Annotated in this window: 8 protein-coding genes; 3 read left to right on the forward strand and 5 right to left on the reverse strand. The window is 61.7% G+C overall.

Features of this window, described 5'->3' with window-relative positions:
* Nucleotides 1–5 precede the first annotated feature (5 nt).
* Genes NKF27_RS19590 through NKF27_RS19600 form a run of 3 tightly spaced genes read left to right on the forward strand, consistent with a single transcriptional unit; the run spans nucleotide 6 to nucleotide 10,512 of the window.
* A complete protein-coding gene (locus tag NKF27_RS19590) occupies nucleotides 6–1,670 on the forward strand; it encodes an LTA synthase family protein (RefSeq protein ID WP_253554457.1) in 1,665 nt (554 codons plus the stop codon).
* Nucleotides 1,667–9,172, forward strand: coding sequence for a type I polyketide synthase (locus NKF27_RS19595; RefSeq protein WP_253554458.1), 7,506 nt, complete (start codon nucleotides 1,667–1,669; stop codon nucleotides 9,170–9,172). The genes NKF27_RS19590 and NKF27_RS19595 overlap by 4 nt, the downstream gene beginning before the upstream one ends.
* Nucleotides 9,169–10,512, forward strand: coding sequence for an aminotransferase class I/II-fold pyridoxal phosphate-dependent enzyme (locus NKF27_RS19600; RefSeq protein WP_253554459.1), 1,344 nt, complete (start codon nucleotides 9,169–9,171; stop codon nucleotides 10,510–10,512). The genes NKF27_RS19595 and NKF27_RS19600 overlap by 4 nt, the downstream gene beginning before the upstream one ends.
* A 280-nt stretch (nucleotides 10,513–10,792) precedes the next feature.
* Here the strand turns inward: NKF27_RS19600 and NKF27_RS19605 are convergent, their stop codons facing one another.
* The 5 genes from NKF27_RS19605 to NKF27_RS19625 form a co-directional block, all read right to left on the reverse strand.
* The gene (locus NKF27_RS19605) at nucleotides 10,793–11,845 is read right to left on the reverse strand and encodes a glycosyltransferase (RefSeq protein WP_253554460.1); all 1,053 of its coding nucleotides are present in this window, start codon (nucleotides 11,843–11,845) and stop codon (nucleotides 10,793–10,795) included.
* Between the two features lie 12 nt (nucleotides 11,846–11,857).
* On the reverse strand, nucleotides 11,858–14,335 hold the full coding sequence (locus tag NKF27_RS19610; protein WP_253554461.1) for a glycosyltransferase: 2,478 nt from the start codon (nucleotides 14,333–14,335) through the stop codon (nucleotides 11,858–11,860).
* 10 nt (nucleotides 14,336–14,345) lie between these two features.
* Nucleotides 14,346–15,308: a hypothetical protein gene (locus NKF27_RS19615; protein ID WP_253554462.1), complete on the reverse strand. Its 963-nt coding sequence runs from the start codon at nucleotides 15,306–15,308 to the stop codon at nucleotides 14,346–14,348.
* 127 nt (nucleotides 15,309–15,435) lie between these two features.
* A complete protein-coding gene (locus NKF27_RS19620) occupies nucleotides 15,436–16,626 on the reverse strand; it encodes a glycosyltransferase family 2 protein (RefSeq protein ID WP_253554463.1) in 1,191 nt (396 codons plus the stop codon).
* Nucleotides 16,627–16,628: 2 nt separating this feature from the next.
* Complete coding sequence (locus tag NKF27_RS19625; RefSeq protein ID WP_253554466.1) at nucleotides 16,629–17,555, reverse strand: sulfotransferase; 927 nt, start codon at nucleotides 17,553–17,555, stop codon at nucleotides 16,629–16,631.
* Nucleotide 17,556: the final 1 nt, after the last annotated feature.

The raw sequence follows: 17,556 nt of genomic DNA on the forward strand, positions 1-17,556 counted from the left end.
GACTCATGGCAGGTTACGCCTGCCCGACCCGCTGGCCGAAATCGTCCTGTCCGCCGATGTTGACGTGGATCGAGCCCCGGGATCTGGCGATCAGCCTGTGCGTACTGGGACTTCCTCTCGGCACGGGGCTCAGTCTCGCCATGGACGCCATAGGCTGTCGGGGCTTGGGCAACTGGCGCGACCGCTCTCTGGCCGCCTGGCTGGTCCATGCCGGAAGCTGGGGACTCTGCTACGCGCTAGCCGTAGCGGTGCTGCAACGAGGAGCACTGGCACTGGCCACGGCGCTGACCCTGCAATGGGTGGTGCAGCGCAGCCATCAAGCCAAGTGGCAGAGCCTGAAGGAGCCCTTCCTGCTACAGGACTTCGAGTACTTCCTCGATGCCATCCGACATCCAAGGCTCTACCTGCCGTTCTTCGGTATCGGCCTGGCTCTGGGTGCCAGTCTTGCCGCCCTGATGGCGGTGTCGGTCTTCGTCCTGCTCGAACCCTGGCTGCTGGATCACCTCTCACTATCCTCCATGGCGCTGCTGCTGGGAGGCCTGACCATGGGGCCAGCTATCGCTCTGGGGCTTGGCCTGCGGCGACTCCCGGCTGCCACCCTGGTTCCGTGCAGAGACCTCCACCACCTGGGGCTGTGGAGCAGCTTCTGGGCCTACGCCCGCTTCCCCGATACCCCCATCGATACCACCCAGGCTCCAGCGCTCCTGCGCCAACCGCTACTACCGGTCGCCCTGGAGTCACTGCCACACCTGGTGATTGTCCAGGGCGAGTCGTTCTTCGATCCGCGCCCCTGGTACGACCAGATACCCCGGGATGTGCTCGCCCACTGGGATCGCCTGAACGAACAGTCCATCACCCACGGCTACCTCAAGGTGCCGGCCTGGGGCGCCAACACCATACGCAGCGAAACGGCCTTCCTGTGCGGGCTGAACGAGGATGCCCTGGGCATGCATCGCTTCAATCCCTATCGCCAACTGTCCCGCCAGCCGGTTCCCAGCCTGGCCAGCGCCTGCGCCCACATGGGTTACCGCACACTGGTGCTGCATCCCTACCCCGGTGAGTTCTACCAGCGCGACCAGGTCATGCCTCGGCTGGGCTTTCAGGCGTTCGAGGACATCGAAAGCTTCAGGCATTGCCGTCGAGATGGCCCCTTCATCGCCGACGTCGAGCTCGCCAGGCGCGTCACACAAGCCCTGGATGACCCAGACCCGCGCCCATTGATGGTGTTCGTGATCACCATGGAAAGCCATGGTCCCTTTCTGCTCGAGCCAGCGCCCGATCCACTGCGCTGGCTCACTGCCGACGCCTCGCGCCCCGTTGACGTGACCCATGAGCTCGATATCTATCTCCATCACCTGGCCAATACCGACGCCATGCTCGGCGCCCTGGCGGCGACCCTCACCAGGCAATCGCGCCCGGGCCTGTTGTGCGCCTACGGCGACCACGTCCCAATCCTGTCTCCCAGCTATCGCTGGCACGGAGAACCCGATGGAACAACGCCTTTCATGATCTGGAGCAACCGGCCCGAGACCACACGACGACCGGAGACACCGTCCGACCTGTCGCAACTGGCCGAGGCACTGCTCCACACCACCGGGTGCCAGACCACGACCGTCGCCACAGGCTCCCTCGGGCGCTCCCTTTACCGCCATTGCAAGGAACCGCTATGACCAGGCGCGTCGCCATCATCGGAAACGCTACCCGCTTTCCCGGAGTCCCCGGAGAAACCCTGTGGCAGAGCCTGCTGGCGGGCCGGGATCTGGTCACAGAGGTGCATGCTTCGCGCTGGGACTGGCGCCGGTTCTATCATCCCGACCGTCGTTCGCCCGGCACCAGCGTGACCTTCGCCGCCGGGTCACTCGGCGACATCGGCGGCTTCGACGCCGACTTCTTCGGAATTTCGCCCAGGGAAGCGGCGACCATGGATCCACAGCAGCGCCTGCTGCTGGAGCTGACCTGGGAAGCGCTCGAGCACGCGGGCGTCCCCCCCTCGCGCCTGCGCGGCAGCCGCTGCGGGGTCTATATCGGCATCTCCAGTCCTGACTTCGCCTATCGGCATACCGCCGACCTGGCCTCTCTGGGCAATCTGTTCGCCACCGGCAACACCTTCAGCATCGCCGCCAATCGGTTGTCTTACGTGTTCGATCTCAAGGGACCCAGCATGGCCATCGACACGGCCTGCTCGTCTTCCCTGGTAGCCTTTCACCAGGCCTGTCAGGCCATCCGCGCCGGTGAATGCGACACCGCCCTGACCGGCGGCGTCAGCCTGCACCTGCATCCCTTCGGCTTCGTCGCCTTCTCGAAGGCCGGCATGCTGTCGCCGCGAGGCCGTTGTCGCGTGTTCAGCGAAGACGCGGACGGCTACGTGCGCTCGGAAGGGGCCGGCATCTTCGTGCTCAAGGCGCTCGACCAGGCGCTCGCGGACGGCGACCCCATCCTCGCCGAAGTCGCCGCCAGCGGCACCAATACCGACGGACACAAGTCAGGACTCACGGTGCCCAGCGCTCAGGCTCAGGCCCAACTGTTGACCGAGGTCTACGCCCGGGCGGGGATCGATCCCGACGGACTGGACTACCTGGAAGCCCATGGGACCGGCACCGCCGTCGGAGATCCCATCGAAGTCACCGCCATCGGCCAGGCCCTTGGGCGACATCGTCACCACCCATTGCCGATCGGCTCGGTCAAGAGCAACATCGGCCACCTGGAGACAGCGGCCGGCATCGCCGGACTCTACAAGGCGCTGGGCTGCCTGACCCAGCGCTTCGTCCCCGCCACCATCGGTGTCGACCGCCTCAACCCTGAGCTGCACCTCGACGAGGCCAATGTGGACGTGGTGCTGACACCGCGGACGCTCCCCGAAAGCGGCCCCTTGACCGTCGGTATCAACAGCTTCGGTTTCGGGGGGGCCAACGCCCACGTAGTGCTGACCACGCCGCCACCACCGTCACTGGTGCGATCGCGACCGACGCCACGAGTCTCTTTCGAGCAGCCGCTACCGCTGCTTGTCTCGGCCCACGACGAGGAAGCGCTGGCAGCACTGGCAAGTCGGCTAAGCGACTACCTCGAGACTCACCAGCCAGCCCTCGATGCCCTGACCTGGACCCTGGTTCACCACCGCGAGCGCCTAAACGAACAGGCGCTGACCCTGGTGCGGGACCATGACGAGGCCAAGGCGGCCCTGGACTCGCTGAAGGACACGACGACCGCTCCCCACAGCAGCGCCCCCAGGGTGTGGCGCCAGCAACGCCTGGATGCGCCCCAGGGACCGGTATTCGTCTACACCGGCAATGGATGCCAATGGTTTGGCATGGGGCGTGACCTGCTCTCGACCAGTCCCACCTTCGCCAATACCGTCGCGCGGGTGGATGAGCACTTCCTGCCCATCGCCGGCTTCTCGTTGCTCGACGTACTGGCCCGCAGCGATGATCCGGCCCTGCTCGAAGACACCGTGGTGGCCCAACCGGCGCTATTTGCGATTCAGGTCGGGATCACTGCCTGGCTTGACGAGGCAGGGGTCACCCCCACTGCGGTGGTCGGTCACAGCGTCGGTGAGGTCGCGGCGGGCTGGGCCTGCGGCGCACTGTCACTGGCTGAGGCGGTGACCGTGATTGCCCACCGCAGCCGCCTGCAGGGCAAGATCCGTCATCAGGGAGGCATGACCGCGGTGTCCTGCTCCGCTGACACCATCGCCACCTGGCTCGCACAGCCACGCTTCGCCGAGATTTCCCTGGCCGGGGACAACAGCGAAGGGAATGTCACGCTGGCGGGACCGTTGCCGGCGCTGGCCGAACTGGAAGACGCCTTGCGGGCCGCGGGCCATCGATACCTTCGCCTGGCGTTGGACTACCCATTCCACAGCCCACTGCTGGATGGCTTGAAGACCCCGCTGCTCGAGGCGCTTGCCGATCTGGACGGATCAATTCCACGCTTGCCGATGATCTCCACCGTCGAGGGTAGCGAGACCCACCGCCCCCTCGGCGCTGACTACTGGTGGCAAAACCTGCGGGCGCCTGTGCGCTTTCGCCAGGCCATCGAGTCGCTGATCGATCGCGGTGACTCGGTGCTGGTGGAAATCGGCGCCCATCCATTGTTGAAGCGATACATCGAGGAGCAGTGTCGCCTGCGGGGGCATCAGGTCCTGCATATCGCTACCCTGACACGCCAGGGCCAGGGCCAGGACGAACTCTCCGAAGCACGGGCACGCCTGTGGCTCAGTGGAGCCCTGGATGGCTTTTCCCCCTGGTTCGAGCGGCCCCTTGCCCCCATCGAACTCCCCGCCTACCCCTGGCAACGTCGCCACCACTGGACCCGCCCAAGTGGCCTGGGTCACAACCCGCTGGAGCAGCGTGACGAACATCCCCTGCTGGGGGCACGCCAGGCCCCGGACGAGTCGACGTGGATCCAGCGTCTGAGTGTTGCCACGCAGCCCACTCTCGCGGATCACCGGGTCGGGGAAACACCAGTGCTGGCCGCAGCGGCGCAGGTCGAGATGGTACTGGCTGCCGCCATCACCTCGACGTCAGCCACCATCATCGAAATCAACGATCTGGAGATCCTGGCGCCGCTGGTACTGGACTCCCCAGTGGGCAAGCTGGCGCGGCTCGCCCTGGCCGATCAGGGGCGCGTCCAGTTGACGGTACGCGACCTCGATCCGGCAGCCGCCTGGCAGCCTCACCTCAGCGCTCGTCTGGCCCCAGCCTGCCAGGGCAGTCTGCTGCGTTCAGCCCCTCCGCTTGTGCCGGCCAGCGAGGAGCCCCTGGATAGCGAGACCTGGCTGGATAGCAAGGCCTGCATAAACAGCGATGCCCACCTGGCGCTCGCCAGGGCGATGGGGCTCGACTACCACGGCGAGTACCGAAGCCTGGGCCGGATCTGGTGTCAGGACGATGAAGCCATCGGCGAGTTCATCGCCAGTGACGACACCCCTTGCTGGTGGTTGCCACCCGGTCTGCTGGATGGCGCCCTGCAACTGTGTCTGCCACTGATGAACCAGGGCCAGACGCCGCTGACGCACGGCTATCTGCCCGTGCGCCTGTCGCGCATGCAGTTCGACAAGGACGGCGGTCGGCCGACCCATGCCCGCGCCGTCATTACGCGACGCTCACCACACTCCTTCACCGCCGACCTTTGGCTGTACCGCAAGCATCGCTGCGTTGCTGCCCTCGAGGAGGTCCGCTTCGCGACAACGCCACTGGCCATGCAAACCTCTTCCTCCACCGAGCGGCTGACCACCCGCCTGACCCCAGCGCCGCTGGTCCCTCCGCCCTTGGGCGAAGAAGGCGCGCAACTGGCCGATGCCCTTGCCGGCATCATGTCAGGCCCATTGGGGCGCGACCTCGAGGAGCTCAGCCTGCTGTTCGATCGCCTCAACGTCGCCTGGCTCGACGAGGCCCTCGCCTCAGCTCGGCCCGCTATCGAAGGCGATGGCCTTGGCAATAATGAACTCTACCGTCGCCTCCTGACTCAGTATTCGACAGGCGCGACAGCGGCAGCGACCTCCTCAGCGATGCCAGCGTCTCCTGCCGCGGTCGATATCTGGCGTCTGCTGCTGGCGGAGTACCCTCGGCAGTTCCCTCTGCTTGGCTCGCTCGGGCGTTTTGGCCTGCATCTTCCCGGACTGCTGGAGGGCTCGCTCGAGCACATCGAAGGGCTGACCCTCGACGCCGCTACGCTGATTCCGGAAGCGTTGTGGCAGGCCCTGCACGACGAGGTTCTTGCCAGCGTTTCCCGGATCCTGTCGACGCTACCCTCGGCACAACGGCTGCACCTGGTCGAGGCAGGATGCGCGGCGCCTCGGCTGAGCGAGGCATTGAGCCAGACACTGGACCCCGATCGCCTCATGGTGGACATCCTGCCCCCTGATGATGGCTCCCGCCAACGCGTCCAACCGCTCATCGAAGCGTCCAACGGTGCGGCATCACTGCCCCCTTTCCATACCGCCCCCGGCGCCCAGCTGGCCTGGGTGGTGAGCACACCGACGGATCTCGAGGCCAGCATCGAGGCAATCGACAAGGCCACGGCGCGCCTGGCGCCGCACGGGCAACTGCTGATACTGGTCCTGCCCCCTACAGGGTGGTGGCGAGCACTGGGCTCCCTGCGACCCGACGCCAGACCAGCCACCGCAGAGGCGATCCGCCGCCACCTGAGTCAGGCGGGGTTCAGCGTCGAGGCACGCCCCCCGAAAGCCGCCTCCCACCTTCCGACATTGCTGCGTGCCGTGCCCTCGGCAAGCGCTCGTTCCACCACCGAGACCGGTTCAGACGAGCCTCCAGCACGGCGCGACGCAGCCACCTTGCTGGTGGTGGATGCTGCCAGTCGTGCTCTGGGTGAGCGGCTTGTGCAACACATGCCATCAGGTGCTGCCCGCTGCGTAACATACGATGATCTCGAGACGACGCTTGCCGCCCCGTCCTCGCTTGCGGAGGTCACCTCAGCACGCGCCTCGAACGCTCAGCAAGCGCCGAGTGCCCGGAAAGTCATCGCCCCGCATGTTGTCGACCTGCGAGCCGCCGTGCCGTCTCGGCAGGCAGGCGGCGACCTCGAGACCCACCAGGCGGGCTTGGACGCCCTTGAGCGACTGGGTGACTGGGCAAGGGCATTGGCGGATCGCCACATGACGCTGGTCGTGGTGACTCGCGATGTCGCCGCGCTGTTCGGCGCGGACACTCCGGACATCGACCTGTACCAGGCTGGCTTGTGGGGGGGCTGTCGCTCCCTCGACAACGAACTGCCGAACACCCGCGTACGGCTGGTCGACCTGGCCTCGGGAGAAGCCGCATTAGAAACCCTGGCGCAAGATCTGCAACACGACGATGGCGAGGATGAGGTGGTCATCGACTACCAGGGACATCGCCGGGCACTGCGCGTGCGTCCAGCCACCGACATACCGACAGCACACACACACACGCCAGACCGAGCCCCGTCCAGGGTAACCCTGGAAATCGCTCACCCTGGCCAGCTCTCGCGCCTGCAGTGGCGAGCCCACCCGACCTGGTCGACGCTCGCCAAGGACCAGGTCCGAGTAAAGGTCCTGGCCACGGGTCTGAACTTTCGCGACGTCATGTATGCTCTCGGCGTGCTCACCGACGAGGCGCTCGAGCAGGGCTTTTCCGGCACCACCCTGGGACTCGAGTTCTCCGGCATCGTCGAGGCGCTGGGCGAAGGGGTCACCCGATTCGATGTTGGTGACCCGGTGCTCGGGCTGGGGTCGGCCTGTTTCTCGACCCACCTGGTGGTCGACGCCGACTCGCTGGCCAGGGTGCCGCCAGGTCTCGACCCGGTGGCTGCTGCCGGGTTGCCCACGGCGTTTCTCACCGCCTGGTACAGCCTCGAGCACCTGGCTCGGCTATCGCCCGGGGAAAGGGTGCTGATACACGGCGCTGCCGGCGGTGTCGGTCTGGCTGCCGTACAGTTGGCCCGGTGGCGAGGGGCTGAAGTGCTGGCCACCGCCGGCAGCCCGCACAAGCGTGATCTGCTGACCCTGCTGGGTGCCAAGCGCTGCTACGACTCACGCAGCCTGGCCTTCGCCGAACAGATCCTCGCAGACACCGACGGCCAGGGAGTCGATGTGGTGCTCAACTCCCTGTCCGGCGACGCCATCCACCAGAACCTGCGTGTGCTGGCGCCTTTCGGGCGCTTTCTCGAGCTTGGCAAGCGAGACTTCTACCAGGATACCCCGATGGGGCTGCGCCCCTTCCGTCACAACCTGAGCTACTTCGGCATCGACTCCGATCAACTGTTGTCAAACCGACCCGCGCTCGCCCGCCAACTGTTTCGACAGGTCATGGACCGCTTTGCCGAGGGCGCCTTCAGCGCGCTGCCCTATACCACCTTCACGACCACCAGAGTGGTCGAGGCCTTTCGCCATATGCAGCAGGCGCGGCATATCGGCAAGATCATCGTGACGTACCCTTCGGACGATGCCTGCCCGCCTCCTGACACACCCCGCCCAGGCTCAGACTCCAGGTCCGCCCTGCACCCGCCTTGTGGTGTGAGAAACGCCACCGAAAGATTCACCGTTCAGCCTTGCCTGACGCTGGATACCGAAGGCTGTTACCTGGTGAGCGGTGGGTTGTCCGGCCTGGGCCTGGCCAGCGCAGAGCGACTGGTGATGCGCGGCGCTCGCCATCTGCTGCTGCTGAGTCGCTCGGGCGTCAGCAGCCCGGAGGCCAGTGCCGCTATCGCCGCCATGCAAAGACAGGGCGCCACGGTAGAAGCGCCAGCGCTGGACGTCACCGATGAGCAGGCCCTGACTGGACTGATCGAGGAGTGTGGTTCCCGGCGCCCACCGCTGCGTGGCGTCATTCACGCCGCCGCCGTCATCGAGGACGGCCTCGCCAGACAGCTGACTCGCGAGCAGCTGGACGCGGTACTGGGCTCCAAGCTATTGGGCGCCATCCTGCTGGACCGCCTGACGCGCCATCACGACCTGCAGCACTTTGTGCTCTACTCCTCGGCCACCACCCTGTTCGGAAGCCCCGGGCAGTCCGCCTATGTGGCGGCCAACCTGGGCCTGGAAGCACTGGCCGTGCGACGCCGCCAGGCGGGGAAACCCGCCACCTGCCTGAGCCTGGGCATCATCGAGGACACCGGCTTTCTGGCTCGTCACCAGACCAAGAAACAGGCCCTGTCCCAGCGTATGGGGGGCGGGCAGCTGAGCGCAGAGCAGGCGCTGGACGCGCTGGAGCGGGCTCTCGCGACAGGCGTCAGCAATGCCACCGTCATCGGTGCCATCGATCATGGCTTCATCCAGCGGCGCTTTATCGAGTTGCGCCAGAGCTCCGGTGAAGCGGACCGCCAGGCAAGCAGCAACGACGACCTCGATCTTTCCGCGCTCGATGAATCGTCCCGCCGCAAGGCCGTCGAAGCCATCCTGCGTCGGCAGCTGGCGAGCATCCTGATGCTGGATCCCGAACGCATCGACAGTGGGCGCCGGCTCTCCGAGTTCGGCTTCGATTCGTTGATGGCCGTCGAGTTGGTATCGGCCATCGAGACCCGGCTTGGCGTGAAGGTGTCCGCATTGGCCCTCGCCGACGCCGCGACCCTGCATCGCACCACCCAGTTGATCTGCGACCTGCTGGAAAGCCCCGAGCTCGATGCAACCGACGAACACGCGGCTCTGGCCTCCCGCCACGCCGTCTCCCCTCCTACTCCTGCACGGGAGGTGACATGAATCCCGACGACCGGAAGGCATTGAAGGACCGCCTGCTCAGCCAGGCCAAGGCGATGGACAGCGCCCGCGATGCCCAGACAGCGCCAACCGACGGGGCCGGTTCAATGTCGGGACACTACCCGCTGACCGAATCACTCGTTGCAACCACCGACTTCCGCAGCCTCGAAGGCTATCGACAGATCGACATGATGAGGTCATTAGGGAACTCCCTCGGTATCACCAGCCCTTTCTTTCGCTGTCATCAACGTAGAGCGGGGGCTACCAGTCGGCTCGGCGATCAGGACGTCATCAATTTTGCAAGCTACGACTATCTCGGTCTGGCCGGCGATCGACGTATCCTGGACGCCACCCATCAGGCGATCGAGAACTACGGCACCTCGGTATCGGCCAGTCGCATCGTCGCCGGCGAACGTCCTTTCCATGGGGCCCTGGAGCGTACACTGGCCCACTGCTACCACAGTGATGATGCGCTTGCCTTCGTCAGCGGCCACGCTACCAATGTCTCCACCATCGCCATGCTGGTGGGCACCAGGGACCTGATCATCCACGACAGCCTGATCCACAACAGTGTGGTGATGGGCGCCAGCGTATCCGGCGCCACTCGCATGAGTTTCCCCCACAACGATGCCGAAGCCCTGGACCGTCTACTGTTCGACCATCGCGATCGCTTCGAGCGCGTACTGGTCGTGATCGAAGGCCACTACAGCATGGACGGCGATACTCCGGACCTGGCACGTTTCGTTGAGGTGAAGCGCAGGCACCACTGCTGGCTGATGGTGGATGAAGCCCACTCGCTTGGCGTGTTGGGTGCAACCGGGTTAGGTCTCCACCAGCATTGCCGAGTGGCTCCGGGAAACGTGGACATCTGGATGGGCACCCTGAGCAAATCCCTTGCCTCCTGCGGAGGCTATATCGCCGGGTGCCAGGCACTGGTGGATACGCTGCGCTACCTTGCGCCAGGGTTTCTCTACAGCGTCGGGCTGGCACCGCAACTGGCCGCACCAGCACGCCGCGCTCTGCAAGTTCTGCTGGAAGAGCCCTGGCGAACCGCCAGGCTGACGCAGAACGCTCGACGTCTGCTGGACGGTATCCAGGCCCTGGGGCTGAATACCGGCAGCAGCGAGGGACAAGCCATCGTGCCGCTTATTCTCGGCAGCTCCGCCAGGGCAGCCAAGCTGTCCCATGCGTTGCTGGCGGCAGGTATCAACGTGCAACCCATCCTGCATCCTGCTGTGCCCGAACGTAGCGCTCGGCTGCGATTCTTTGTCAGCTGCGAGCACCAGCCGGACCAGATCGATCAGACCCTGTCGGTCCTTGAAAGACTGACCAATACCGACTGATCCAGAGCCCCTTGCAGGCAGCCCCTTGCAGGCAGTCCAACCTCCAAGGCAGATATCGAGCGGCGGCCAAGGATGGGGATAGGAATAGGGATAGGGATAGGTACCACGCTTCAATGAAAGAACAGGAAGCAGGGCAAGATAAGGAAGAGAGATGAAGAGAGAACAAGAAAGGAAGTTAGGAAGGAAGGAGGTTAGAAAGGAAGGGGGGAGGAAGGAGAGAAGAAAGCACCAATCACTGTTGTCTATACAGCATCTGCTCCCTGGGAAACTGTTGTCTGTTTCAGCACTGACGCTGACTCCAGAAGGCACGGTGGAGAGTCGGACTGCCGATATCCCGAGCCTTTTCCAACGCCCGCTGGGCCATCCGGTGGGTTTCCCGTGGAGACTCCAGTAACCGGACGAGGCAGCGCTGCCAATCCGCGGGATCATCATCTACCAGCAGCCCATCCTCCCCGTCGCACACGATATTGCTGTAAGGAGCACGCCTGCTGAAGAGCCCCACACCGCCCATCGAAGCAATCTCCAGAAACTTGATATGGGACTTGGCAGCGTTGAACGCTGTCGGCCACAAGGGAGCCAGGCCCAGGTGCAGGCGCGATCCTTTCAGGTGGCTCAGATAGGCATGCCAGGCCATGGGGTCGGGCGTGCGCACGCGGGCATGGTGACGCAACGATGCCGGCGTGTAGCGCCCCATCGCCACTTCCAGCGTCAGTCCAGGGTGGGCCTCGAGAACGCTGACCAGCGCCGAACTGATTTGCTCCAGGTCCCGCAGATGGGCTCTCGTACCGTGATACCCCAAACGCCACCCATCCAATGTTGCCTCGGGTGTGGCCACCTCCGGCGAAACAAGCAGCGCGGGTGCCAGCGTCACTATCCTGGAGTGACGGCGCCTGATACGCGTCGCCAACTCCTCGCTTGAGACGACGACTTCATCGGCAAGGGCCAGTAGCCTGGGCAGAATACTGCGCGACACCCACCCCATACGCTCACGGTAGCGCGTCGGCAAGCCAGGGTCTCTGGCGGCAGCATCAAGATCATCATCCAGCAGATAATGCACGCTGGCGACCTGAGCTCGGCGCGTCTCCAGCAGATCGATCCAGGCTTCGGACAGGCTTCGACAAACGATGACCTGTGCCCCGACCAAGGTACGATCCAGCCAGGGCCAGCACAGCAGAGGAGACGCCCACCCACGGGTATCAAGGCGAGTTACTGTCGCACCTGCATAGCGAAGCCAGGGCGCAGCCGACGCCATGAAGTAGATGTCTTCGGTGGGCAGGGCTCCATCACTCAGCAGCAGCCAGCGAGAACCACAAATGCCAGACCCCTGGGCCATGGTGATCGCCTCTCAACGCAGAGAAAAATCCTCGTGAACCAGCGTCAGATTGGGGTTATAGGCCGGGTCCCGATCAAGCTGCTCACCCCAGGTATGGCGCATGTAGAGTACCTCTCCGATGGCCCTGGCTCGCTTGCTGGCATTATCATCGGCACCACGCGACTCGGATTCGTGGTGATAGAGTTCTGCGTCGGGTGTCCATACATTTCGATATCCCGCCTCCCGAACCTTCAAGCACAGGTCCACATCATTGAAAGCGATCGGCAAATCCCGCGCGTTCAGTCCGCCCACCTGCCGATAAAGTGCCTTGCGTATCAACAAGCAGGCACCGGTCACCGCAGAGTAATTCTGTGTTAACACCAATCGAGAAAAATATCCGTTGGCATGGCGGCTGAAGTACTTGTGTGCATGGCCCGCAACGCCCCCGATACCTAGCACGACACCAGCGTGCTGGATGGTATCGTTGGGATAATAGAGCTTGGCGCCGACGCAACCGATATCCGGACGCACGGCATGCCGCACCATTTCCTCGAGCCACTCTTCGTTGATGGGTTCTATATCGTTGTTGATCAGCCCAAGCACATCACCGCGTGCGTGATACGCTCCGAAATTGTTGATGCCGGAATAATTGAAGCGATGGTTCCAGGCCAGAATCCTGACCCGGGGATCTCCCTTGCCGATCTCGGCCAGATAAGCCAGCGTCTCCTCGCATCGCGTCCCGTTGTCGAGTATCAGCACCTCAAGCCTTGAATAGCGGGTACGAGACAGGATCGCATCGACGCACGGCGCCAACAGATCGACACGATCACGTGTAGGGATCATCAGACTGACCAGCGGTAGCGGATTCGGCAGTGGCCAGCGGACACGATAGGTATTGGGCAAGCGCCCAAGCTCGACGGTTGCCCCGGGGCTGTTTCGTGCCAGATGGTCGGCGACCGCTCGCAGTCCTGCACGAGACGTATATTGCTTGGCGTTGCTGGTCATCGCCGTGGAGTCGGGACTGGCACGCCAATGATAGAGAATCCGAGGAATATGGACGATGCGGTCAGGCTCGGTGTGGGCACAGACTCTCAGGGCCAGATCATGGTCCTGACTTCCCTCCAGGCCCTTGCGGAAGCCTCCCAATTGCCTCACCAGCGCGGTGTCGAAGACACTCAAGTGCGCCATGTAGTTCTGGGAGAGCAGCAGATCAGGATTGAAGCAGGGCTTGAAGTGAGGTTCGCAGCGCACACCGCGCTGATCCACCTTGTCTTCGTCACTGTAGACCAGCACTGGCCGAGGAGACCGATTCAGCGCCTCGGACACATAGCTCAACGCGCATGGCGCCAGCAGATCATCATGGTCCAGTAGCGCCACGTAGGGCCCGGCGGCCATGCTCAAGGCCGTGTTGGAGGCCTCACAGATATGGCCATTATTTGCCTGACGACGCAGGGTTATTCGAGAATCGAGAGCCTCGAATTGCTCCAGCAGCGCTATGACCTCGTGGTTTCGGGAGGCGTCATCGACGATACAGAGTTGCCAGTGATCATAGTCCTGGCTCAGGACCGACTCGAGACAGTCTTTCAGGTGTTCCGGCGCCGGATCATGGACCGGCAGCAAGATCGACACAAGAGGCTTGAACGTACACGACATGGCTTCCTCTACGGTAACCACACCCGACTCCACACCACCATTGGCAGCACTACGACGCTGCAACGCAAGGCTCCGGCGGCGTTCATCCTTGCCTCGCCACCCGTCAAGTCCACGCCTTATCTCGTCCAGCTCCGCCCTTCTGTCCCTCGCCCGCCATCCAGGTTCCAGTGTGGAAAGCCGTAATTCCCCTGCGCCCTCGCTTCTGCTGGGAAGATTGTCCTCCCAGCCGCGCTCACGCAGCCACTGCTCATAGCTGCGCCCTGAACAGAATCGTTCAAAAGTCTCCTCATAGTCAGAGAGAGCCAGCTGCCGCCATGTGCATTTCTCTTGACGCGCGCGACGCTTGAGGACGCCAATGACCTCCCGCTTTGACACATCTCGCCAGCGATGGTGCATATTGACAAGGCGTTGGCTCAAGCGGTCATGGGCAAACCAGGGCGTCAACCACACGATGCGGAAGTGACGAATCGCAAAGCGTCCCGGTGTCTCCATGGGATCAAAGCGCAGTCTCTTGAGCCAGCCTTCCACATAGATCAGGCGTTTGGTTATGCGTCCGCCCTTCAACGGCAGCGCCAGGGACTGATCCTCGCTGAACCCCTTCCCCGTGTCGAAATACAGGCGCACCGAGACACTACTCTGGTCGTGATCGAGGTCGAGCTCCACCATGTGCCAGCCAGGCAGCGGTAAATGTCGGCGCAACAGGAACTGGGGGTCCTCATCCAGCGACTCCCACTCCCAGTCCTCCCCCTCGGTTTGCGGCCGCAAGCCATGATGAGGTTGCCAATACCGCTGAGGCTGAACGATCAGGTGAGTTCCCTCGAGCGGGCGGTCAAACCAGGACGCAGCCTCACCTTCCATGGTGCGTGGCTCAGCTCGGCGTCACAAGACGACGGGGACCCGGGGGAAACATTTGCCCGGTCTCGACGACTCGACACTGCACCTTGTCTTCCGTCGAGAGACTTACCGGCAGCTGGAAACCTACATAACCGGCCCTGGGGGGGTTCATGCGAGCCTTCGAGGGCATCATTTGATCTGCTACCAGGGTGTGCTGGTGCTCCCCGTTGACCAGCACCTCCACTTCCACCGCCCTTTCAGAGGACCCCTCCCACCATGCCCATCCAGCAATCTGACGAGTGTCAAACTGAGAAAGCCGAGCATGCGCGAAGGGAAGATTGTCCCGATACAACTGCAACCGCGTTTCAAACATCTTCCGGCAGCGCTCGTACAAGGAAAAGTCCTTGGCGTTACGACGACGAAAAATCTTTTCGTCCTCAGGTGATACCTTATGCAGCTCACCTACCTTCGGTTTACCTCTGTTATCTTCTCGCTGTTGAATATCGATACCAAAACGTGCGTTGATCAACTCCAGGCTCTCCGAGTAATTCTCAGTCAGCCCGACAACGCCAATAGCTTCCATATCAACACCCCTGAAAATCGATGCCTGTCGATTTACCATCAGAGGCATGCTCATGAACTCTCGAAACGACCCTTTGTAGTTAAGTATCCGCTGAAAATGGGAGTATTCTGAAGCAGTACGCTGCAAAGGCTCTCTGACAAAGGTCACCATCGAGGCAACACCGCTGAAAGGAGCATACTTTGCAGCAGGGACATGCCCTGCCAGCATTGAAGATCCCTGTTGGCGGCACTCACGGTAAAGACGCGCACCGTCTGAGGCCTCACCATAGATATATTCTCTCGTCAGGGCGCTCGTCTGAGGTGCCTCGGGGCCATAATCATAAACAATTTTATCATTTCCAAATGCCCTTTCGGCACCGTGGCGAAAACTTGTTCCTGCTGTTTTAGGCACGTGAACAAAAAACAATGGATCCATGATATTACCTCCTCGTGACGGTACCGGACGGAAAATAGCTTTGATGAACTGTGGAAAAAGAGCGCTTTTCAAGCAACGTGGTCCAGGCAGACCCAAGCGGAAAAGCAGCTTTCTAACTAGTGCGAGATCACGGATCTCCAACGACAAACTCGCTCCTCCCTGCCAACGGCGACTCATTGGCGTGGAGTGAAACCGTCACCCGATCTCCTGCGCTGAGCGGCAATGGATGGGCCCAGCGAAAACCACAAAATCCATCTTTAGCCTTTCCCGCGCGGACCAGGTCGGGGCGATAGAACCCGGCTCTTGTTCGACCCACGTGTACGCCATTGACAAAGATATTGACCATCTGCGAGACGGAACTTCCGTCCCGAGCAGTCACCCACCCTGTCAGCTCATCGGCACCCGAAAAATCGACAGCACCTAAGAGGCGATCAGTGAGCGTGGTCTTGTTCTTTAAAAGCTGCTTTAGCAGGGATATTTCACGCTCCAGCCTGACCAGCTTTCCCGGCTGAAAATAAAACTTGTCCTCATTGACATTATATCGACGAAAATACCCTTCACCCTTATCGTAACTGGTGCCCTTGGTAGCGCTTCCACGAAAGCGTTTTCTTTCGAACTCCTCTCGAGACTTTACGGCATAGTGATGAACACGGAGTGGTCCTTCATGAATCGAGGCAGTCCGACCTCCACGAGGATCGGAGTTTCCTGTCTTGTCCCTAGACCCCACAAAATCCTCGATCACCTTCCCGGCACTGTCGACATACTGCGACCTGTAGGTCAATGTAGAAGAATGACAATATGGTATCTTTACTCGTTCGACCCTCATCAAACTTTTCACGTGATGATCGGCGACACAGCCAGGAGGTTTAGCACAATAATTAAACCTCTTTAGCACGGGACTTCTTTCATATTTTTTCTTTCCAGCAGAACCAAAACATCGCCAGTTTATGCTAACCCCGTCGACACCATCTCGTTCGACCAACTTTTCTAGTTCACGACATTCCTCACCATGCACCTGACTTTCGTGCACCAAGAACTCATCGGCATCAAGAAACATGACATAATCATGTTCACCAAGAGCTTTGGCAAGAATTCTGCGGTAGGCTAACTGCTGTGCGTGTCGTTCCATTACAGGTTGATATACCAGGCTGACAACACCAAGAGACTCGAGTGCCTCGAGCAACGGCCGCGTCCCATCATCAGATCCGTTGTCAGCGAGGATAGCATGATCAAAACCTGCCAGTTTATGCCAAGCAATCCACTCAACAAGGTAGTCAACTTCGTTACGCACAATACCTGCAACACAGAACTTTGCCATCTCTAGCCCACCCTGGCAGGAGAGTTCGCGAGGTCAACAACATCGTTCACTACTCTGGCTCGAACGCTGGTATTCTCCCTCAAGCTTTCACCAGCAGGAAGGGTGAAGGTGAAGCCACATGGCTCGTTCGTAGGGGCTCCGCCCCCGGGGTTCGGTTCGTTCGCCAGCACCACACCCACGGACCGGTCATCAACAAATATTTCTACCTCAGCATGCTGTTTCTTGTGCACGTAACGCGCCCAACCGCTGACACGACGCCCATCACATGAAAGAAGTTTTCCCTGTGATTTGGTGATCCGGGTTGCCTCTATATAGTCCTCTGGTTCAGGATCGATAAAAGCTAGCGCCGTCCGGTGTTCCTCCTGAGAGGGGGATATTCCGCAAAAAGATTCAAGGGTGGAAAGAAAGACCTCGGGATAAGCACTGGCCTTCTCATAGGAGACAAGCATGGCACGCGGAGACTTCTGTCTCACGAAGCGAAGCGTCTTCCGATATTGAGACAGCGCCCTGTCCATGCCCTCGGTAATTTCGGCCAACATGGAAATCGAATTCCGCTGCGCAATCGAAAGGATATCCTTGTAGATAAATATATACCTGGCATTGGGCAATAGAGCATCCACTTCATCCAGATTATCGATAATGGAAGGACGCTTCCAACCCCAGCGGTTATATCTGGCCTGGTACTCCTTCACAATCAAGGCTGCCTGAGCCATGTCCTGCTGTTCAAAGGCCTCGGAAAGGCGGACATCTTCGTACACAGGGTGTGAGGCGCGGTCGCCCATGAAGACGCCGAGCTTGGCCAGTACTCCGGCCACCATCGAGGTCCCGCCTCGTGCGGTACCAATGACGATGATAGGAGATTCTGTCTTGTCGTCCTGGTCCCCTATGACCACAACTCCCTTGTTGATCAAGGCATCATTCTTGGGCATG

It is taken from the genome of Halomonas sp. DN3, assembly GCF_024137905.1.
Classification (GTDB): Bacteria; Pseudomonadota; Gammaproteobacteria; order Pseudomonadales; family Halomonadaceae; genus Halomonas; species Halomonas litopenaei.